This is a genomic window from Streptomyces sp. NBC_00820, assembly GCF_036347055.1.
Lineage (GTDB): Bacteria > Actinomycetota > Actinomycetes > Streptomycetales > Streptomycetaceae > Streptomyces.
This window is the reverse complement of sequence record NZ_CP108882.1, coordinates 5491795-5511904: the sequence shown is the minus strand read 5'-3', so window position 1 is coordinate 5511904 and position 20110 is coordinate 5491795. Positions and strand designations below refer to the sequence as shown.

The window sequence follows — 20110 nt, the reverse complement described above, 5'->3', positions numbered from 1 at the left end:
TGTGCCCCGCTGTCCTGAACCTTTCGATGGGTGCGGAGCATGATCGAGGCTGCAGGCCTGACCAAGCGGTACGGCGACAAGACCGCCGTGTACGACCTTTCCTTCCAGGTGCGACCCGGTGCCGTGACCGGATTCCTCGGACCCAACGGCTCCGGCAAGTCGACCACCATGCGGATGATCCTCGGGCTCGACAACCCCACCGCCGGCACGGTGACCATCGGCGGATACCCGTACCGCAAGCTGCCCAACGCCCCCCGCCAGGTCGGCGCGCTGCTCGATGCCAAGGCCGTGCACGGCGGCCGGTCCGCCCGCAGCCATCTGCTCAGCCTCGCCCAGCTCTCGGGCATCCCGGCCCGGCGCGTGGACGAGGTGCTCGGGGTCGTCGGCCTCCAGGAAGTGGCGGGAAAGCGCTCCAAGGGCTTCTCCCTCGGCATGGGCCAGCGCCTCGGCATCGCCGCGGCACTGCTCGGCGACCCTCAGGTACTGCTCTTCGACGAGCCGGTCAACGGCCTCGACCCCGAGGGCATCCTCTGGGTCCGCAACCTGATGAAGGCCCTGGCCGCCGAGGGCCGTACGGTCTTCGTCTCCTCGCACCTGATGAGCGAGATGGCGCTGACCGCCGACCACCTCATCGTCATCGGGCGCGGACAGCTGCTCGCCGACATGAGCGTGAAGGACTTCATCTCCGCCAACTCCGCCGACTTCGCGCGCGTGCGCACCCCCGACACCGAGCCGCAGCTGCGCGAGAAGCTGACCTCCGCGCTCACCGAGGCGGGCGGCCACGTCCTGCCGGAGCAGGACGGCGCGCTGCGCGTGACCGGGCTGGCGCTGCCCCGCATCAGCGACCTCGCGCACGAGTCGGACGTACGGCTGTGGGAGCTGTCGCCGCACCAGGCCTCGCTGGAGGAGGCGTACATGCGGATGACGCAGGGCGCCGTCGACTACCGCTCGACCATCGACCAGAAGGCCGGGCTCCAGCAGCCGCTGCCGCCCGGCGCCCAGCCGCCCATGCCGGTCCCCGGCCAGGGCCAGCCGGGCTGGTACGCCCCGCCGCCGCCCCAGCACGGCGGACAGCCGTTCGCGCCGCAGGGCCAGAACCCGTACGGCGGCGCGCCGGCGGGCGGTGGCTACGGTGCTCCCGGCGCGGGGGCCCCGAACCCGTACGCCGCTCCGGGCGCCCCCGCCCCGAACCCGTACGCGGTGCCCGTCGCACAGGCCCCGCAGGCCGCGCCCGCGGCTCCCGCCCGGCCTCCGGTGACCGCTCCCGCGGCTCCCGCGCAGCCTCCGGTGGCCGCACCGGCCCCGCCCGCCGCGATGCCCGCCGCCGCCCCTTCCCCCAAGCTCTCGGCTCCGCTCGAGCAGGGAGGCACCCCCACCCCGACCCAGCCCGAGGACGCCCGATGAGCACCCATCAGCCCCCGATGCCGCAGGCCTCCGCGTCCGCGCCCGACTGGCAGACGGCGCCAAGCGGGTCGTACCCCGGTTACAACTCGCCGATCCCGGTCGTGCGCACCCACCTCGGGCACGCGCTGGCGTCCGAGTGGACGAAGATCAGGTCGGTGCGTTCGACGATGTGGACGCTCGGCGTGTTCGTCGTGCTCGTGGTCGGCATCGGCCTGATGGCCGCCGCCCTGGTCAGGAGCCAGGGCGGTGAGATGAGCGGCGGGAACACACTCGCCCTCGGCCTCTTCGGCCTGCTGATCGGCATGATGTGCGTCATCACGCTCGGCGTGCTGACCACGGCGTCCGAGTACGGCACCGGCATGATCCGTACGACGATGACCGCCTGCCCGAGCCGGGGCCGCGTGCTGGCGGCCAAGGCGATCGTGTTCTTCTCGCTCGCCTTCGTGGTGACGCTGGCCACCGTGTCCTTCGTGGCGCTGCTGCAGACGTCCATGCTGGGGGACCAGGCGCTCGCGCCGTCCGGCGGGGAATGGCTGAAGTCCACGGTCGGCATCAGCCTCTACATCGCGCTGCTGGGACTGCTCTCGCTGCTGCTCGGCTCGATCATCCGGCACTCGGCGGGCGCCATCACCATCATGATCGGCGCGGTGCTCGCCCCACTGGTGCTCGCGCTGTTCATGAACGCGACGTCGCTGCACGACGTCCAGACGGCGCTGCTCGAGTACTCGATCCCGAGCCAGATGAGCGTCTTCTACGACAGTTCGCTGAGCGACTCCGGCCCGACCGGCTGGGACCCGCTGTGGATCATCCTGGGCGTGACGGCCGCGGTGTACGGCGGCGCCTACGCGCTGCTGCGCAACAGGGACGTCTGACCGTAGACCTCGGCCGGCCGGGAGACCGTGCCGGCCGTACGGCCACGCGGGCCGCGTCGGCCGCTCAGAACCTCGGCGCGTTACGGGACCGCTGCACCCGCGTGGTGCGGCGGTCCCGCGCGTTCCAGCACGCCTTGTGCCAGTGCCGGCGGTCGTCCACGCCCGCGTGCTCCGGCCACGCCACCACGTGCGGGACCCCGGAGGGGATCATCTGGTTGCATCCCGGGCAGCGGTAGGTCTTGCCCTGCGCGCTCGCCCCGGCGACATGGCGCACGCTCCACTCGTCGCCCTGCCAGTCCTCCGTGGACTGCCAGCCGCCGTACCGTCCGGTCCGGTCCTCCTCGGCACTCCGGCCTGACGAGTCGGCTGCCTTCGGTCGGTTTCGACGCGGGGACACGGGACACCTCTCGGGGCTATACAGGAAGCACGGACCGCATCCAGCCTACGCGCCGCGCTCGGGGGTACGCGTAGGTCATCAACCCGTACAAGTCCCCTTCCAGGGCGACCGGTTCTCAGACAATCGGCAAATCTCCCCGCCAGGCCGTGTCCTGAGCACATGTCGGAGGGTTATGCCCGGTGGGGGAGCTCCGGTCGGAGCCGAGGAAGCAGGAAAAGCAATGCACGTAGGCAGTTTTGTGCTGGCGGCCCAGTTCCCGGGCCAGGGACCCGGGGAGGCCCTGCACCGGGCGGTCCGTTCCGCCGAGGTCGCCGAGGAGGCCGGGCTGGACGCGGTCTGGCTGGCCGAGCACCACTTCGTGCCGTACGGCACATGCCCGTCCGCGATCACCCTGGCCGCCCTGGTGCTCGGCCGCACGCGCCGCGTCCGGGTCGGCACTGCGGTCAGCGTACTGCCCACCGCCCACCCGGTCGCCCTCGGCGAGCAGGCCGCGCTGCTGCATGTGACGAGCGGCGGACGGTTCACGCTCGGCGTGGGGCGCGGTGGCCCGTGGGTGGACCTGGAGGTGTTCGGCGCCGGGCTCCAGGCCTACGAGCGCGGCTTCCCGGAATCACTCGATCTGCTGGTCCGCTGGCTGCGGGAGCCGTCCGTAGCGGCCTCGGGCGAGCGGTACCGGTTCCGCGAGGTGCCCGTCGTACCGCGTCCCTCGGAGGCGCTGGGCGAGACGCCGGGGCCGGAGGTCGTCGTCGCCTGCACCTCGCCGGGGAGCGTCCGGCTGGCCGCCGAGCGCGGGCTGCCGATGCTGCTCGGCATGCACGTCGGGGACGAGGAGAAGGCCGACATGGTCGCCCTGTGGCGGCGCTGCGCCCGGGCCGCGGGCCGGCCGGACGAGGAGATCGCGGACGCGGCGCACGTCTCGGCCGGCGTGTGCCAGCTCGCGGACCGGCGCACCGACGCGGCGGAGACCCTGCTGAAGGCGATGCCGGGCTGGCTGAAACAGGGCCTCGAGGCCCATGTGACGGTCGACGGCCGGGTCCGCTCGATGCGTGATCCGCTCGCCTACACCGAGCTGCTCTGCGGGCTGCACCCGGTGGGCACCGCGCGGATCGCCGCCGACCGGCTCGCGGCCACCTCGGAGCGCACCGGCATCACCCGCTTCGCCCTGCTGACCGAGGGCTCGGGCGACCTCGCCGCGACGGAGGAGAACCTGCGGCGCCTGGGCGCCGAGGTACTGCCCCAGCTGCGCTGACCGGCCGCCGGCCGTGCCGGCGCCGGCAACGCTGCCGGGGGGCTTGCCGCCCCAGTACTGAATGCACCTCCCGCGAGTGGAGCGGCAAGCCGGTGGCTCACCGGGTCAGCCTTTCCGGGGCGCGGTCAGCAGTCCCGGAACTCCGGCGACTGGTTCAGCACCTGGCTGCGCACCGAGGTGAAGCGGGCCAGTTTCTCGTCCACCGCGGTGTCCAGCGGGAACACGGCCACCCGGTGGCAGTTCTGGAAGGCCAGCCGCACACCGAAGTGGCGCTGCAGCGCGCCGCGTATGGCGTCACTGGCGAGCGCGCGCAGCAGCTGGCCGCGTGCCTGCTCGTCCGGCGGGGGCGTCTGGTTGTCGGCGAAGGGGCCGCCGTCCACCTTCAGCTGGGCCACCAGGGAGCTGATCATCTCCCACGCGTAAGGCAGGGAGGTCCGGACGCAGTCGACGAATTCTGCTTCGTCGACCTCGCCTCGCTCGGCCTGTTCGAGTAGGGCCGGTGAGACGTCGAGCGACATGGGTTCTCCTCTCGCACCCCCGAAGAGCAGGGGTTGCCGGACAGATGGGGGAGTTCGCGGTATCGAACACGCTCAGTACACCTGCGGCGACCTCCCGTTCTCTACGGTAGGCAACCGTCGGTGACCACACCAGCAGAATGCGTATATGGAACGGTCCCATTGCGCCCACAATCGGCCAGGGATGAACAAGAGTTTCCAGGGATAAATGGGGTGGCCCACTGTGCTCCGGTGCCGGGTGAGGGGCGGAGAAGGGCGGGCGAATCGCGTGCACCAGTGTGCGTCGAGTAGCGTTGCCGACCATGCGTCTCGTCATTGCCCGATGCTCGGTCGACTACGCCGGCCGGCTCACCGCCCACCTGCCCTCGGCGCCCCGCCTGATCCTGGTCAAGGCGGACGGCAGCGTCTCCATCCACGCGGACGACCGGGCCTACAAGCCCCTGAACTGGATGTCGCCGCCCTGCACACTGAAGGAGGGTGCCGGCGACGAGGCGGGGGTCTGGACCGTCATCAACAAGGCGGGCGAAAAACTGATCATCACGATGGAGGAGATCCTCCACGATTCCTCGCACGAACTCGGCGTGGACCCCGGCCTGATCAAGGACGGCGTGGAAGCACACCTCCAGGAGCTGCTCGCCGACCGCATCGAGACCGTCGGCGAGGGCTACACCCTGATCCGTCGCGAGTACATGACCGCGATCGGCCCCGTCGACATCCTCTGCCGGGACGCCGAGGGCCGGACCGTCGCGATCGAGATCAAGCGGCGCGGTGAGATCGACGGCGTCGAGCAGCTCACCCGCTACCTCGAACTGCTGAACCGCGACCCCCACCTCGCCCCGGTCCGCGGCATCTTCGCCGCCCAGGAGATCAAGCCCCAGGCCCGGGTCCTCGCCACCGACCGCGGCATCAACTGCCAGATCCTCGACTACAACGCCCTGCGCGGCATCGAGGACGACAAGCTCCGCCTGTTCTGACCGGGTCCCGCCGTCCCGGCCCGGGGTGAACCGCACCCCGGCCGGGTTCCGGTGGCCCACACCCATGGCCGGAGTCCGGTGCGCCACACCCCGGCCGTGGGCGCCGCTGCCGCGCCGGGCTCCGCCCCTCCGCCACCGGCTCCCTCGTCCGCCACGAAGGCGCCCGGCGGCCGCGGCAGGAACCGGCGGGCTTGAGCCCGTCGAGGCCGGACGGCCACCGCCGGACAACGCCGTGGCGGAACGCCATGACAGAACACCATGGCGGCGGCAAGTCGAAGTCCGCCCGTCCCCCGGCCCCCGGCCCCGCACCACCGCGAGCCGCGCCCCGGCCGCCCGGCCCGGCCGCCGCGCCCGGCGGTCGGCCGGATCACCGCGCCGCCGCCGGAACACCGCCCCGGCGCCCCTGAAGCCGCGTCCGTGAAGTCCCGTCCCGCCCGGCTGGCACGTACTCGCCCTGGCTCCGCGAGCCAGGGCTACCCCCGGCCGTGCTCTCGGGCTCACCCGCGTACACCCGGCCCGTGCGGGCGCCCTCCCGCCATGCGGCCGCGCGCACCGGACCCCGCTCGCGCCAGCCGGAAAGCTCGGCAGACCGAAGCCGGCCTGATCCGGGAGGGGTCCGGGAGGCGGACCCTAGATCACCCCACCGGTGTCGCTCGGTGACGCGCTCGCCGGGGTCTGCGAGGCCGTCGCGGAGTTGCTGGAGCTCGGCGAGGAGGTACCGCCGTCGGTCCCGGTGGTCGTCGTGCCTCCGTCGGTCGTCGTGCCCGTGCCGCCGTCCGTCGTACCGCCCGTCGGGTCGCCGGTCGTGCTGCCCGCGCCGCCGTCGGTCGTGCCTCCGGTGGGGCCGCCCGTGCCGCCGGTGGTCGTGCCACCCGCTCCGCCGGTCGTCGTACCGCCCGTCGTGCCACTGGTGGTGCCGCCCGTGGTGCCACCGGTGGTCCCGCCGGTCGTACCGCCGCCCGTGGAGCTGGACGAACCGGACGGCTTGGTGGGCTTGGTGGACTTGGACGCCGAGTCCGAGGGCTTGCCGGGGTCGGACGCCGTGCCGGTCTCAGACGGCTCGGAGCTGTCGGACGGCGTCGGGTCGTCCGCCGTGCCGTAGGTGCCGTCCGGGCCGGGGTTGGTCGGGCGGCTGGTGGCCTTGCCGGTGTCGCCGGAGCGGCCGTCGTCCCGCTTGGGAGCGGCGCCCAGGCTGCCGTCGCCGAGCCCCTGGGTCGCGGACGGGTCGACCTCGACGTTGCCCGCGGGGTTCTTGTCGGCGTTCTCGTTGGACGTCATGCCGAGCGTGACGACCGTGCCGAGCACGGCGGCGAGGAGGGCCCCGGAGCCGACCGCGACGAGGTTGCGGCGGGCCACGCGCCCGATGCCGCCGCGCGCCGTGGCGGCCGGGGGCTGGGGCGAGACCAGGGTGACGTCGGCGACACCGTACATCGGTCCGTAGGAGGCCGGGACGCCGCGCGGCGGCGACGCCGACTCCTCGTGCCGCACCTCCGGCACCTCCTCGGCGGCCAGGGCGGCCAGCGCCGCCATCGCCACCGCCCCGGGCACGTCGCCCGAGCGGTCCGCGACCAGGGCCAGCGCGCGCCGGCCGGCGACGGTACCCCGCTTGTCGGCGAGCGCGCCCCGCAGCCCGCCTGAGGTCTCCAGTTCGGCACGGGCCCGGTCGAGCTGTCCGCCGCAGAGCGCGAGGATGCCCAACTCGTGGTGGAAGTAGGCCTGTTCCGACACCTCGCCGGAGAGCCGGGAGGCCTCCGCGCCGGACCTCAGCGCACGCTCCCAGGCACCCCACTGCAGCCCCGCGGCGAAAGCGGGCGCCGCCGTGCGGGCGAGCTGTACGGCGGGGGCCTCCTCGTCCTCGGCGGGCGGCGTCGTGTCCGGCACCACCACCGCGAGCGCGGCCAGTACGGCGTCGGCCTCGGCGCACACCCGTTCCGGGGTGACGGAGGGATGACCGGCCCACCAGGTGTAGTGCTGGGCGGCGGCGAGGGCCCGCTCGGCGCGGTCGCTGTCGTACCCGGCGGCCTCCAGCTGGGCCGGCACGCCGGCCGCGAGACGGTAGCGGGCGCCGACCGGGGAGACCAGTCCGCAGTTCGCGAGTTCGCCGAGCGCCGCGTCCGCGTGGGTGTCGCCGACCAGCGCGGGCAGGTGCGCCTGGTGCGGCACCTCGCCGCCGAGCGCGACGGCGAACCGCAGCGTGTCGCGCGCGGAGGAGCTGAGCCGGGCGGCGAGCAGCGGGGCGGGTCCGGCGGCCTCACCGAGGGAGGGCAGCGGAACCTCCTCGCGCTCGTCGGCGTCGAAGGGCGACTCGAAAGCCGCGTCGAACGCCGGGTCGGCCGCGGGCCGTACGTCCTCGAAGACGCCGTACTCGTCGACCGCCCCCGCGCTGACGCGCAGTTGGTCGCGCTGCCGGAGCAGGGCGCCCGCCTGGACGAACCGCAGTGGCAGGCCCTCGGACTCGAACCACAGGTCGCCGGCCCAGTTGGACTCCTCCTCGGTGAGGACGCGGCCGATGGCCCGCTCCAGGATCTCCACGCCGGCCGCGCGGTCCAGGCCGCCGAGGAAGACCTCCTCGACCTCGGAGCCGGCGGCGAGGGCGGGCACGTCAGGGGTGGCGCCGAGCAGGAACGCGCACTCGGGGGTGGCGTCGAGCAGTTCGTCGAGGGCGGCGCCGCCGAGCTCGATGTCGTCCACGACGACGACCGCGCCGACCGTCCGGACGAGTTCGAGCAGCTGCTCCTGCTCCGGCCGGAAGTCCGGGGCGTCGTAGACGGCGTGGAAGAGGTCGCGCAGGAGGTCGGCGGCCGTGCGGCGGAAGCCGGTGAGGCGGACCACACCGTCGGGGGCGAGGTCCAGGCAGTCGTCGGCGACGAGGTCGAGCAGGGAGGTGCGGCCGGAGCCGCCGGGGCCGGTGAGGCGTACGGAACGGCCGCGGGCCAGCAGCCGGACCAGGCGCTCGCGATCGTCCTGGCGTTCCAGGAGGGGAAGCGCGGGCTCGGCCGGACCGGCCGGTGCGGCGGGCCGGGCGGCCCGTTCGATCTCGGCGCGCTCGTCGGCGGTGCGCCTGCGCGGCGAACCGGGCCGTGCGGCCGGCGGGCAGAGTTCGATCTCGCTGCCGTCGACGGGGTTGACCGTCAGCAGGAGGTCGCCGGAGACGAGCCGGGCCGTGCGAACGGGCGCCGGAATGCTCTGGCCGAAGTCGGAGGTGAGGGATTCCCGGGGCGGGCGGCGGCTCGGCGCCTGGTCGTGCTCCTCGGGTCCCGGCATGATCGGGTCCATAGGTTCAAAGCCCCCCAAAAGCGTCGTGTGCCCTGTATCGGCCCCTCCCGGCCTGCTGCACACGTGCGCTGTCGCTTCTGGTCCGGGCCCGCTCGAGGGTTGCGAGGCAGCGGGCGACCGAACCCTAAACCTTCGCACAGTATCCATGACAGGGCGGGGTGCCACGCGGTCCGAGACGTCACGGTCCGGTGAGGATTGCCCCCGCCGCGCGATTCGACGGCTGCGTCCTGGTCCCACTGTTCCCGCGAGGCCCGGTTCGCCCCCGGTGGCCGCTTTGCCGCACGCGCGCTCCGCGTGGGCCGGCGGGGCCTGGGGGGTGTCGTTTGGATCAGGTCGGATCAGGCCGCGGCGTCCGGTGCGGTGCCTCGCAAGGCGGAGGATCTGCCGCGTACCGGACGTACTCGGCCGATCCGACAACGCGGCGAGGTGCCGTGCCGGGCGTCGCGGACCCGACCTGATCCAAACGACACCCCCTACGCCCGGGTGGTCACACCCTCGGCAGTGACTCGACCCCGATGCCGCCCTCGATGGCGAGGATGCGGTGCAGCCGGGTGGCGACCAGCAGGCGCTGCATCTGGGGCGGGACACAGCGCAGCACGAGGCGGCGTCCGCAGCGGCCGGCCCGCCGGTGGGCACCCATGATCACGCCGAGCCCGGTGGCGTCCCAGGAGTCCAGCTCGGACAGGTCGAGCACGAGGTCGTCGACGCCGCGGTCGAGTGCCGCGTGCAGGGCCGTACGGGCGTCCGCCGCGCTGCGGACGTCGAGGCGGCCCCCGACGACCAGCTCGGCGTGGTCGCCCCTGATGTGCATATGCGCTCCCCGTTGCCTGCGAGTGGCGTTCTCCGTGACGGTGCTGTGCAACGTCTGACTGTGTGAGTGGCAGAGCGGTTGCTGTTTGTAAGCGAACCGATACCGAATTCACCCCCGGGGGTGATGCCCCCGGGGGGTTCTGTCCGGACGTGTACGGATCAGTACGTGTAGAAGCCCTGCCCGCTCTTGCGGCCGATGTCACCGGCGTCCACCATCCGGCGCATCAGCTCCGGCGGCGCGAACTTCTCGTCCTGGGACTCGGTGTAGATGTTGCTGGTGGCGTGCAGCAGGATGTCCACGCCGGTCAGGTCCGTGGTGGCCAGCGGTCCCATGGCGTGCCCGAAGCCCAGCTTGCAGGCGAGGTCGATGTCCTCGGCCGTGGCGACGCCGGACTCGTACAGCTTGGTCGCCTCGACGACGAGGGCGGAGATGAGGCGGGTGGTCACGAACCCCGCCACGTCCCGGTTGACGACGATGCAGGTCTTGCCGACGGACTCGGCGAACTCCCGCGCGGTGGCGAGGGTTTCGTCGCTGGTCTTGTAGCCGCGGACCAGCTCGACGAGCTGCATCATCGGCACCGGCGAGAAGAAGTGCACACCGACGACCCGCTCGGGGTGCTCGGTGGCGGCCGCGATCTTGGTGATCGGGATGGCGGAGGTGTTGGAGGCGAGCACGGCGTCCGGGCGCACGAGCTTGTCGAGCGCGCGGAAGATCTCGTGCTTGACCTCCAGCTTCTCGAAGACGGCCTCGACGACGATGTCGGCGTCGGCGGCGGCCTCCAGGTCGGTGGTCGCGGTGATCCGGCCGAGGGCGGCGTCGGCGTCGTGCGCCTCGAGCCTGCCCTTGGCGACGAACTTGTCGTACGACGCCTTGATGCCGTCGGTACCGCGCTTGAGCGCCTCGTCGGTGACGTCACGCAGAACGACGTCCCAGCCCGCCTGCGCGGCGACCTGAGCGATGCCGGAACCCATGAGACCGGCCCCGATGACGGCGAGCTTCCGTGCCACTCCGACTCCCCTTACACGCTGTTTAAGTTGCTCCTCCGGCGGACCTTAGCGCTCTGCCGACCGGTTGAGGACGGTAAGTAATGCGTGTCACGGTCTCAGGGGGTGAGACACCCGTCACGTCGGTCGTGGACGGTCAGTTCGGTTCCGGGGGCGCGTAGTTGGGGGCCCGGAGCAGGGCGGGAGGGCGCGGACGTGGTCGGGACGGCCGGGGCGTAACTAGGCTGGCCGCATGGTCAATCTGACGCGCATCTACACCAGGACCGGCGACAAGGGCACCACCGCCCTCGGCGACATGAGCCGGGTCGCCAAGACCGATCTGCGGATCTCCGCGTACGCCGACGCCAACGAGGCCAACGCGGTGATCGGCACCGCGCTCGCGCTGGGCGGGCTGGAGGAGGAGGTCGCCGCGGTCCTCACCCGTGTCCAGAACGACCTGTTCGACGTCGGCGCGGACCTGTCGACGCCGGTCGTGGAGGACCCCAAGTACCCGCCGCTCAGGGTCGAGCAGTTCTACGTCGACAGGCTGGAGGCGGACTGCGACCGCTTCAACGAGCGGCTGGAGAAGCTGCGCTCGTTCATCCTGCCCGGCGGCACGCCCGGCGCGGCCCTGCTGCACCAGGCGTGCACGGTGGTCCGGCGGGCCGAACGCTCCACCTGGGCGGCCCTGGAGGCGCACGGCGAGACGATGAACCCGCTCACCGCGACCTACCTCAACCGCCTGTCGGACCTGCTGTTCATCCTGGCCCGCATCGCGAACAAGGAGACCGGCGACGTGCTGTGGGTCCCGGGCGGCGAACGCTGACGCGTCCCGCCCAGGAACGCCGGCCGACGCCTGCCACACCCCACCCCGACCCCTACGGCCTCGCGGGCCGGGGCCGGTGTGCCGAGAGTGGGCCGGCGTGAGCGGTCGGTGTCAGCGGTCCGCGTCGCTCGTCGCGTCTCGGTCGGCGGCTGCCGCCGCGGACTCGGCCGCGTCGACCTTCTTCTCCATCTCCGCGTACCCCGAGGGGGTGCCGGTGGGAACGACGGTGGACGGGGTCGCGCCGCCGGACGCCGCGCCGCCGTCGTGGCCGCAGCCCGTGGTGAGGGCCACGAGCGCGGTCACCGCGGCGGTAGCGAGCGCCGCCCGTCGTCCACGGACCCGCATCAGCCCGCCGCCTTGCCGCCGTCGTTGGCCTGGCACCACGTCTTGACGCCGGTCAGGTCCTTCTGGCGCTGCTCCAGGTTCTTCTGCAGCGAGACACGGAAGTCCAGGCGGTCCTGGAGGAAGGTGGCGATCTCGTCGTGACCCGCCTTCTTCGCGTTGTCGACGCGCTGCTGGATCCGGGCCACGGAGCCACGCCTGCCGGCTCCCGCGTCGAGCCGCCGCAGGGCCCGGTCGATCCGCCGGTCGATCCTCGGTACCCGCTTGCACAGCGCCCGCGCCCCGTCGCCCTTCGGCTTCGCGGCGGGCTTCGCCGAGGAGGCCGCGGTCGGCGTGCTGTCGGCCGCGGCGGCCGCGCCCGCGGTGCCCACGAGGGCGGCGGTCGCGGCGAGCGCCGCGAGGAGCGTGCGCGTCGGTCGTCGTACCTGCATCTCTGACTCTCCGTTCGCTTCGCGGACGGGCACGTCGCCCGTCCGTCCGGCTGTCGCGTCGGAGGCTAGGGACTTTCTTTGGGGAAACCCTGTGACCGGTTCGCCCCGGCTGTGCCGATCAGCCAGTCCCGCCGGCCGGGCGGCCCGCCGCGCTCCGGGGGCAGCCGTACCTCGAAGCGCGCCCCGGTGCCGTCCGGTCCGCCGGTGACGGTGACGGTCCCCCGGTGCAGGGCCGCCTGCTGGGCGACGAGGGTGAGGCCGAGGCCGGAACCGGTGCTGTCCGGGCCCCGCTGGAACCGCTCGAAGATCCGCTGCCGGGCGGCGGGCGGTATTCCGGGGCCGCCGTCGTCCACGGTGACGAGCACGCGGTCGGCGGCGCCGTGGACGCCCACCCGCACCCGGGCCCGGCCTCGCGTGTCGCGGCCGTGGGCCAGCGCGTTGCCGAGCAGGTTGTCGAGCAGCAGCCTGAGGCCGGGCTCCCAGCCGTGCACGGTGAGCCCGGGTGCCGCGTCCAGGGTGATGTCGGCGTCCCGGGCGCGGCGGCGAACCTCGGCGACGGCCGCGTCGGCCAGCTCCGAGAGGTCGACGCGGCCGAAGGTCTCCGCCTCCACCAGGTCGCCGCGCCCCAGTTCGCGCAGCATCACCAGCAGGCCCAGCAGCCTGGCGTGTTCGCTCCGCAGGTCGTCCAGGACCTCGCCGCGGTCGGGTTCGGGCAGGTCGGGGTGGGCGGCGAGGATGTCGAGGTTCGTGCCCATGCTCATCAGCGGGGTGCGCAGTTCGTGCGCGGCGGCGGAGGAGAAGGAGCGGGCGGTGTCGAGGGCCTCGGCGGTGCGGGCGGCCTGTTCGTCGTAGCGGGCGAGGACGGTCCGCAGGGTGGCGGCCAGTTCGTCGACCTCGGTGACCCCGGTCGGCGCGCCGTCGAGACGGGCGCTGCTGGTGCGCGGGTCGAGGCCGGCGGCGCGGCGGGTGAGGCGGCGCAGGGGTGCGCTCGCGCCGGTGGCCATGGCCCAGGCCAGCAGGCCGGACAGCGGGGCCGCGAGCAGCGCCGTGAGGAACACCCGGCGGCGGACGAGGGTGAGCTGGGTGCGGCCCGCGGTGTCGGGTACGAAGACCCACAGGGTGCCGGTCACGGCGCGGCCCCGGACCGGCCGGGCCAGGGCACGCCAGGCGCGGGCGCCGTCGTGGACGGTCACCGGTCCGAAGGCGGCGGATCCGGGGGCGGGCAGGCGGACCGCGGGACCGGGCTGGGGGCCGCCGCTGAAGGTCGCGTCCGGTCCGACGACGCGTACGCCGACGTCGAGCGCGGCGTCGAACAGCCGGCGCTCCCTGGTGTCGGCGGCCCTGGGACGGTCGTTCGCCGAGGCGCGCAGCAGGGACCGGGCGTCCGGGGCGACGGCCGCGGCCCGCTGCCGCAGATGCTGGTCACCGGCGCCGCGCACGTCCCGGGCGACCAGGTGCAGCAGCAGCCAGCCGGAGGCCAGGACCAGCAGCGGGACGGTACATCCGACGGCGAGGGCGATACGGGTGGACAGCCTCATGGACCGCATGGACCGCACGGATCTCCTGGGCTGTGCGGGACCCATAGGGGGCGTGGGGCTCGCGTGACTCATGGGTCTCACTGAACTCTCAGAACTCACCGGACCCCCCGGACTCCCCGCGCTCTCGGGTCTCACCGGCCTCACCCCGCATCCCGCGCATCCCGCGCCTCCCTCAGCACGAAGCCCACGCCGCGCACGGTGTGGACGAGCCGGGCGCGTCCGCCGGCCTCCAGTTTGCGGCGCAGGTAGCTGACGAAGGTGTCGACGGCGTCGCTGCGGACGTCGAAGTCGTAGCCCCACACCCGTTCCAGGAGCTGGTCGCGGGTCAGGACGAGTCCCGCGTTGCGGGCGAGCACCTCCAGGAGCGCGAACTCGCGCCGGGTCAGCTCCAGCGGGCTGCCGTCGCGCTCGGCGGTGCGGGCGGCCGGGTCGATCACCAGGCCCGCCACCCGGAGCACCTCGGGAGCGGCCGGGGGCCGGCGGCGCAGCAGGGCGCGCAGCCGCAGCACCAGTTCCTGGAGGGCGAAGGGCTTGACCAGGTAGTCGTCGCCGCCCGCCTGGAGCCCGGCGATGCGGTCGGCGGTCTCGTCGAGCGCGGAGAGCATGAGCACGGGCAGGTCCCGGCCCTCGTCGCGGAGCCGGGCGCACACCTGGATGCCGCTCAGGCCGGGCATCGACACGTCGAGCACCAGGACGTCCGGGGGCGCCTGCCCGATCGCGGTGAGCGCCTCGGGCCCGTCGGCGGCGGTCCGCACCGTGAAGCCGTTCAGCCTGAGGCCGCGCTCCAGGGACCGGCGGATCGCCGCGTCGTCGTCGACGACCAGGACCGTCCCGGGGCGTGCCGTGTCATCCATGCACCCTCCTCATCGCCCGGTCAGGGTACGGCCCCCTGGTCCGGCGCGGGCCGCAGGAGCCCGGAGCGGCTCCAACGCCCATTACCGGCAGGGGAGTTGGAATTCCAGCCGAACTTCGGCCAACTGGTCCAGACCTATTGACCGCTGGTCCAGACCTTCCTATTCTCGCCGCACCGTGGGCGTGAAGGCTCAGTCATGCCCGTGACATCCCCACACTTAGGGAGGCGCAGCATGCGCTTCAGACACAGAGCCGCGGCAGGGTTCGCGACCCTGTTGCTCCCCCTCGCCGGTCTGGTCGGTCTCGCGAGTCCGGCCCAGCCGGCCGGATGGGGGTCCCCCCGCTCGAGCGCAGCCGAGAGTGGGGGAGCGACCGCCACCTACGCCAAGACCCAGGACTGGGGCACCGGCTTCGAGGGCAAGTGGACCGTCAAGAACACCGGTACCACGGCCATCAGTTCGTGGACGATCGAGTGGGACTTCCCCTCCGGCACGTCGGTCACCTCCGCCTGGGACGCGGACGTCACCTCCTCCGGCACCCACTGGACGGCCAGGAACAAGTCCTACAACGGCTCCCTCGCCCCGGGCGCCTCCGTCTCCTTCGGCTTCAACGGCGCCGGGACCGGCTCCCCCTCCAACTGCAAGCTGAACGGCGACAGTTGTGACGGCACCACGGTCCCCGGCGACGCCGCGCCCTCCGCGCCCGGCACCCCGACCGCGTCGGGCGTCACCGACACCTCGGTGAAGCTGTCCTGGTCGGCCGCCACCGACGACAAGGGCGTCAAGAACTACGACGTGCTGCGCGACGGCGCCAAGGTCGCCACCGTGACGACGACCTCGTACACGGACACGGGCCTGACCGCCGGCACCGACTACTCCTACACCGTGCAGGCCCGCGACACCGCCGACCAGACCGGCCCGGTCAGCGGCTCGGCCGCCGTGCACACCACCGGCGGCGGCACCAATCCCCCGCCCACCGGCGACAAGGTCAAGCTCGGCTACTTCACCGAGTGGGGCATCTACGGCCGCAACTACAACGTCAAGAACCTGGTGACGTCGGGCTCGGCGGCGAAGATCACGCACATCAACTACGCCTTCGGCAACGTCACGAACGGCCAGTGCGCGATCGGCGACTCCTACGCCGACTACGACAAGGCGTTCACCGCCGACCAGTCCGTCAGCGGCGTCGCCGACACCTGGGACCAGCCGCTGCGCGGCAACTTCAACCAGCTGCGCGAGCTGAAGGCCAAGTACCCGAACATCAAGATCCTGTGGTCCTTCGGCGGCTGGACCTGGTCCGGCGGCTTCGGCCAGGCCGCGCAGAACCCGACCGCCTTCGCGAACTCCTGCTACAACCTGGTGAAGGACCCGCGCTGGGCCGACGTGTTCGACGGCATCGACATCGACTGGGAGTACCCCAACGCCTGCGGCCTGTCCTGTGACACCAGCGGAGCCGCGGCCCTGAAGAACGTGCTGTCAGCGCTGCGCTCCAAGTTCGGCTCCTCCGCCCTGGTCACCGCGGCCACCACGGCCGACGGCACCAACGGCGGCAAGATCGACGCCGCGGACTACGCGGGCGCGGCCCAGTACGTCAACTGGTACAACGTGATGACGTACGACTTCTTCGGCGCCTTCAGCGCCCAGGGTCCGACCGCCCCGCACTCCCCGCTCACCTCGTACAGCGGCATCCCGACGCCCGGCTTCACCACCGCCGACGCGATCGCCAAGTACAAGGCCAAGGGCGTCCCCGCGAACAAGCTGCTGATCGGCATCGGGCTGTACGGCCGCGGCTGGACCGGTGTCACTCAGGACGCCCCCGGCGGCACCGCGACCGGACCCGCACCGGGCACCTACGAGCAGGGCATCGAGGACTACAAGGTCCTCAAGACGTCCTGCCCGGTCACCGGCACGATCGCGGGCACGGCGTACGCCCACTGCGGCAGCAACTGGTGGTCGTACGACACCCCGTCCACCATCGCCGGCAAGATGAGCTGGGCCAAGAGCCAGGGCCTGGGCGGCGCGTTCTTCTGGGAGTTCAGCGGCGACACCGGCAACGGTGAGCTGGTGAGCGCCATCAGCGGCGGGCTGTCGTAAGAAGGTGCGAAGGGTCTGACGACCCGGGCCGCGTTGACCCTCCTGCGGACTCCTTCCGGGGGAGGGTGGACGCGGCTACGCCACGTTCACCCGCTGGCCGGGCGGGGCCGCCTCCAGCCAGGCGAGGAATCCGGTCAGCGCGTCCTCGCTCATCGCGAGTTCCAGGCGCATGCCCCGGACGGTGCAGGCGAGGATCACGGCGTCGGACAGCAGCGCCAGCTCCTCCTCGCCCTCGGGCAGCCGGCGGCCGGCCACCTCGATGGCCGAGCGCTCCAGCGTGCGGCGCGGGCGCAGGGCGTAGGAGAAGACCCGGTACCACTCGATGCGGTCACCGTTGTAGCGGGCGACGCCGTAGCTCCAGCCCTTGCCGCTGGGGTCCGGATGATCGGTCACGTCCCAGCGCAGGGAACAGTCGAAGGTGCCGCCGGAACGCTGGATCAGCCTGCGCCGCAGGCCGAACAGGAACAGTCCCACCAGCACGAGCGCGACCACGATTCCACACACAGTCAGAGCGAGGACCATCGGCACCGACCTCCTCGTCTCCCTGGTAGTGGAACTTCATGCCGTACTAGGTAATGAAACCGGAAAAACGCCTACATCTGCCTCAGCCGCGACCGGCACCGGATTACTCCGGGCCGGCCGCGGCTGAGTGACGTCATCACCTGGCGCTCCCCCAGCGCCCGAAGGCCTGGGAGGTGCGCCCGGTCAGCGTGCCGACGCCGCCCGCAGACGGACGTCGGCGCGCAGTGCCGCCTCCGCGTCGTCCTCCGCCTTCGCGCGCTCGAGCTCGCGCTCCACGCGCTGGACGTCGATCTCCTCCGAAAGCTCGGCGATCTCGGCCAGCAGCGACAGCTTGTTGTCGGCGAACGAGATGAAACCGCCGTGCACCGCGGCGACGACCGTCGCACCATCACTCGTACGGATGGTCACCGGGCCCGACTCCAGCACACCGAGCAGCGGCTGGTGACCGGGCATGACGCCGATGTCGCCGGAGGTGGTACGCGCGACGACCAGGGTGGCCTCGCCGGACCAGACCTGGCGGTCGGCGGCGACCAGCTCGACGTGCAGCTCAGCAGCCAAGGTTGGCTCCTCGGGTCACCACCCGGCGGTAATGCCGGGTGTTGGGGTCAATTCTAATGGGCGTGAGTGAGGGGGCGGGACGCACCCGCCCCCTCCTCAAGAGCGCGAGGCTCAGGAGACGCCCAGCTCCTTCGCGTTCTTCTTCAGGTCCTCGATACCACCGCACATGAAGAAGGCCTGCTCCGGGAAGTGGTCGAAGTCGCCGTCGCAGATCATGTTGAACGCGCGGATCGTCTCCTCCACCGGAACGTCCGAACCGTCCACGCCGGTGAACTGCTTGGCGACGTGGGTGTTCTGGGACAGGAAGCGCTCCACACGACGGGCACGGTGGACGACGAGCTTGTCCTCTTCGCCCAGCTCGTCGATACCGAGGATCGCGATGATGTCCTGGAGGTCCTTGTACTTCTGCAGGATGTTCTTGACGCGCATCGCACAGTCGTAGTGGTCCTGCGCGATGTAGCGCGGGTCCAGGATCCGGGACGTGGAGTCCAGCGGGTCCACGGCCGGGTAGATGCCCTTCTCGGAGATCGGACGGGACAGAACCGTCGTCGCGTCGAGGTGGGCGAACGTGGTGGCCGGGGCCGGGTCGGTCAGGTCGTCCGCGGGGACGTAGATCGCCTGCATCGAGGTGATCGAGTGACCGCGGGTCGACGTGATGCGCTCCTGGAGGAGACCCATCTCGTCGGCCAGGTTCGGCTGGTAACCCACCGCGGACGGCATACGGCCGAGCAGCGTGGAGACCTCGGAACCGGCCTGCGTGAAGCGGAAGATGTTGTCGATGAAGAACAGCACGTCCTGCTTCTGGACGTCACGGAAGTACTCGGCCATGGTGAGGCCGGCCAGCGCGACGCGCAGACGGGTGCCCGGGGGCTCGTCCATCTGACCGAAGACCAGGGCGGTCTTGTCGATGACGCCCGAGTCGGTCATCTCCGCGATGAGGTCGTTGCCCTCACGCGTGCGCTCACCGACACCGGCGAACACGGAGACACCGTCGTGGTTGTTGGCGACGCGGTAGATCATCTCCTGGATGAGCACCGTCTTGCCGACGCCGGCGCCGCCGAACAGACCGATCTTGCCGCCCTTGACGTACGGGGTCAGCAGGTCGATGACCTTGACGCCGGTCTCGAACATCTCGGTCTTCGACTCGAGCTCGTCGAAGTTCGGGGCCTTGCGGTGGATCGACCAGCGCTCGCCGGTGTGCTCCTCCTCGGAGTTCAGCACCTCACCGAGGGTGTTGAACACCTTGCCCTTGGTGAAGTCACCGACCGGGACGGTGATGCCGTCGCCGGTGTCGGTCACCGGGGACTGGCGGACCAGACCGTCGGTGGGCTGCATCGAGATCGCGCGGACCATGCCGTCACCCAGGTGCTGGGCGACCTCGAGGGTCAGCGTCTTCTTCTCGCCGTCGTTCGCCGGGTCGGCGACCTCGACGTGCAGCGCGTTGTACATCTCCGGCATCGCGTCGACGGGGAACTCCACGTCGACGACCGGGCCGATGACCCGGGCGACGCGGCCCGTGGCCGTCGCGGTCTCAACAGTGGTGGTCATTATCGGTCACTCCCCGCGGTCGCGTCGGCCAGGGCGCTGGCTCCACCGACGATCTCGCTGATTTCCTGGGTGATTTCGGCCTGGCGGGCCGCGTTGGCAAGACGGGAGAGCGTGTTGATCAGCTCGCCCGCGTTGTCGGTGGCCGACTTCATCGCTCGCCGCGTGGCAGCGTGCTTCGAAGCGGCCGACTGGAGCATCGCGTTGTAGATGCGGCTCTCCACGTAGCGCGGCAGCAGGGCGTCGAGGACGTCCTCCGCCGAAGGCTCGAAGTCGTACAGCGGGAGGATCTCGCCCTTGGGGGCGGCCTCTTCCGCGACCTCTTCGACATTCAGCGGCAGCAGTCGGGTCTCGACCGCCGTCTGCGTCATCATCGAGACGAACTCGGTGTAGACCATGTAGAGCTCGTCCACACCGCCTTCCGAGTCGGGCGTCTCGATCGCCTTGATCAGGGGCGCCGCGACCTTCTTGGCGTCCGCGTACGTCGGCTCGTCGGTGAATCCCGTGAAGGACTCCACGACCTCGCGCTCACGGAACTTGTAGTGCGCGATGCCACGACGGCCGACGATGTACGTGACGACCTGCTTGCCCTCGCGCTCGAGGCGCGCGGTCAGCTGCTCCGCCGCCTTGATGGCGTTGGAGTTGAAGGCGCCGGCCAGACCGCGGTCGCTCGTGAGGAGCAGGACCGCGGCGCGGGTCGGGTTCTCCGCCTCCGTGGTGAGCGGGTGCTTGACGTTCGACCCGTTCGCCACCGCCATGACCGCGCGCGTGAGCTCGGTCGCGTACGGCGTGGAGGCCGCCACCTTGCGCTGCGCCTTGACGACACGCGAGGCGGCGATCATCTCCATCGCCTTGGTGATCTTCTTGGTCGCGGTGACGGATCGGATGCGACGCTTGTAGACCCGGAGCTGGGCTCCCATGA

At 71.9% G+C, this 20110-nt stretch carries 19 protein-coding genes; 6 read left to right on the top strand and 13 right to left on the bottom strand.

Annotated features, from left to right (window positions below):
• Positions 1-39: 39 nt before the first annotated feature.
• Both OIB37_RS25035 and OIB37_RS25030 read left to right on the top strand, forming a co-directional pair.
• Entirely contained in the window at positions 40-1404 is a 1365-nt protein-coding gene (locus OIB37_RS25035) for an ABC transporter ATP-binding protein (RefSeq protein ID WP_330459847.1), read from the top strand.
• Complete coding sequence (locus OIB37_RS25030) at positions 1401-2276, top strand: ABC transporter permease (RefSeq protein WP_330459846.1); 876 nt, start codon at positions 1401-1403, stop codon at positions 2274-2276. Before OIB37_RS25035 ends, OIB37_RS25030 begins: the two co-directional genes overlap by 4 nt.
• 64 nt (positions 2277-2340) lie before the next feature.
• Here the strand turns inward: OIB37_RS25030 and OIB37_RS25025 are convergent, their stop codons facing one another.
• Positions 2341-2673, bottom strand: coding sequence for an ATP/GTP-binding protein (locus OIB37_RS25025; protein WP_330459845.1), 333 nt, complete (start codon positions 2671-2673; stop codon positions 2341-2343).
• Positions 2674-2893: 220 nt separating this feature from the next.
• On the opposite strand from OIB37_RS25025, the gene OIB37_RS25020 reads away from it, so the two are divergent.
• Positions 2894-3922, top strand: coding sequence for an LLM class flavin-dependent oxidoreductase (locus OIB37_RS25020; RefSeq protein WP_330459844.1), 1029 nt, complete (start codon positions 2894-2896; stop codon positions 3920-3922).
• Between the two features lie 125 nt (positions 3923-4047).
• On the opposite strand, the gene OIB37_RS25015 is transcribed toward OIB37_RS25020, so the two are convergent.
• The gene (locus tag OIB37_RS25015; RefSeq protein WP_330459843.1) at positions 4048-4440 is read right to left on the bottom strand and encodes an SCO5389 family protein; all 393 of its coding nucleotides are present in this window, start codon (positions 4438-4440) and stop codon (positions 4048-4050) included.
• A 299-nt stretch (positions 4441-4739) separates the two neighbouring features.
• Between OIB37_RS25015 and nucS the strand changes: the two genes are divergently transcribed.
• Positions 4740-5411: an endonuclease NucS gene (nucS, locus tag OIB37_RS25010; protein ID WP_330459842.1), complete on the top strand. Its 672-nt coding sequence runs from the start codon at positions 4740-4742 to the stop codon at positions 5409-5411.
• A 630-nt stretch (positions 5412-6041) separates the two neighbouring features.
• On the opposite strand, the gene OIB37_RS25005 is transcribed toward nucS, so the two are convergent.
• The 3 genes from OIB37_RS25005 to OIB37_RS24995 form a co-directional block, all read right to left on the bottom strand.
• A complete protein-coding gene (locus OIB37_RS25005) occupies positions 6042-8687 on the bottom strand; it encodes an ATP-binding protein (protein ID WP_330459841.1) in 2646 nt (881 codons plus the stop codon).
• 487 nt (positions 8688-9174) lie between these two features.
• On the bottom strand, positions 9175-9498 hold the full coding sequence (locus tag OIB37_RS25000) for an STAS domain-containing protein (RefSeq protein WP_330459840.1): 324 nt from the start codon (positions 9496-9498) through the stop codon (positions 9175-9177).
• Between the two features lie 158 nt (positions 9499-9656).
• Positions 9657-10505, bottom strand: a complete 849-nt coding sequence (locus tag OIB37_RS24995) for a 3-hydroxyacyl-CoA dehydrogenase family protein (RefSeq protein ID WP_330459839.1) — start codon at positions 10503-10505, stop codon at positions 9657-9659.
• 229 nt (positions 10506-10734) lie between these two features.
• Between OIB37_RS24995 and OIB37_RS24990 the strand changes: the two genes are divergently transcribed.
• The gene (locus OIB37_RS24990; protein WP_330459838.1) at positions 10735-11307 is read left to right on the top strand and encodes a cob(I)yrinic acid a,c-diamide adenosyltransferase; all 573 of its coding nucleotides are present in this window, start codon (positions 10735-10737) and stop codon (positions 11305-11307) included.
• A gap of 111 nt (positions 11308-11418) precedes the next feature.
• Here the strand turns inward: OIB37_RS24990 and OIB37_RS24985 are convergent, their stop codons facing one another.
• From OIB37_RS24985 to OIB37_RS24970, 4 genes are all read right to left on the bottom strand, one after another.
• A complete protein-coding gene (locus OIB37_RS24985; RefSeq protein WP_330459837.1) occupies positions 11419-11652 on the bottom strand; it encodes a hypothetical protein in 234 nt (77 codons plus the stop codon).
• Positions 11652-12080, bottom strand: a complete 429-nt coding sequence (locus OIB37_RS24980; protein ID WP_330459836.1) for a hypothetical protein — start codon at positions 12078-12080, stop codon at positions 11652-11654. The genes OIB37_RS24985 and OIB37_RS24980 overlap by 1 nt, the downstream gene beginning before the upstream one ends.
• Positions 12081-12145: 65 nt before the next feature.
• Complete coding sequence (locus OIB37_RS24975; protein WP_443058283.1) at positions 12146-13618, bottom strand: sensor histidine kinase; 1473 nt, start codon at positions 13616-13618, stop codon at positions 12146-12148.
• 140 nt (positions 13619-13758) lie between these two features.
• On the bottom strand, positions 13759-14472 hold the full coding sequence (locus OIB37_RS24970) for a response regulator transcription factor (RefSeq protein ID WP_330459834.1): 714 nt from the start codon (positions 14470-14472) through the stop codon (positions 13759-13761).
• A gap of 231 nt (positions 14473-14703) precedes the next feature.
• Between OIB37_RS24970 and OIB37_RS24965 the strand changes: the two genes are divergently transcribed.
• Complete coding sequence (locus tag OIB37_RS24965) at positions 14704-16563, top strand: glycoside hydrolase family 18 chitinase (RefSeq protein ID WP_330459833.1); 1860 nt, start codon at positions 14704-14706, stop codon at positions 16561-16563.
• Positions 16564-16638: 75 nt separating this feature from the next.
• On the opposite strand, the gene OIB37_RS24960 is transcribed toward OIB37_RS24965, so the two are convergent.
• The 4 genes from OIB37_RS24960 to OIB37_RS24945 form a co-directional block, all read right to left on the bottom strand.
• Positions 16639-17085 (bottom strand): DUF2550 domain-containing protein, encoded by a 447-nt coding sequence (locus OIB37_RS24960; protein WP_330459832.1) that lies wholly within the window; start codon positions 17083-17085, stop codon positions 16639-16641.
• 183 nt (positions 17086-17268) lie between these two features.
• Positions 17269-17643 carry a F0F1 ATP synthase subunit epsilon gene (locus OIB37_RS24955; RefSeq protein ID WP_330459831.1) on the bottom strand — a complete coding sequence of 125 codons (375 nt, stop codon included), beginning with the start codon at positions 17641-17643 and terminating at the stop codon, positions 17269-17271.
• A 111-nt stretch (positions 17644-17754) separates the two neighbouring features.
• Positions 17755-19191 carry a F0F1 ATP synthase subunit beta gene (gene atpD, locus OIB37_RS24950; protein WP_330459830.1) on the bottom strand — a complete coding sequence of 479 codons (1437 nt, stop codon included), beginning with the start codon at positions 19189-19191 and terminating at the stop codon, positions 17755-17757.
• Positions 19191-20108, bottom strand: coding sequence for a F0F1 ATP synthase subunit gamma (locus OIB37_RS24945; protein ID WP_330459829.1), 918 nt, complete (start codon positions 20106-20108; stop codon positions 19191-19193). Before OIB37_RS24945 ends, atpD begins: the two co-directional genes overlap by 1 nt.
• Positions 20109-20110 lie beyond the last annotated feature (2 nt).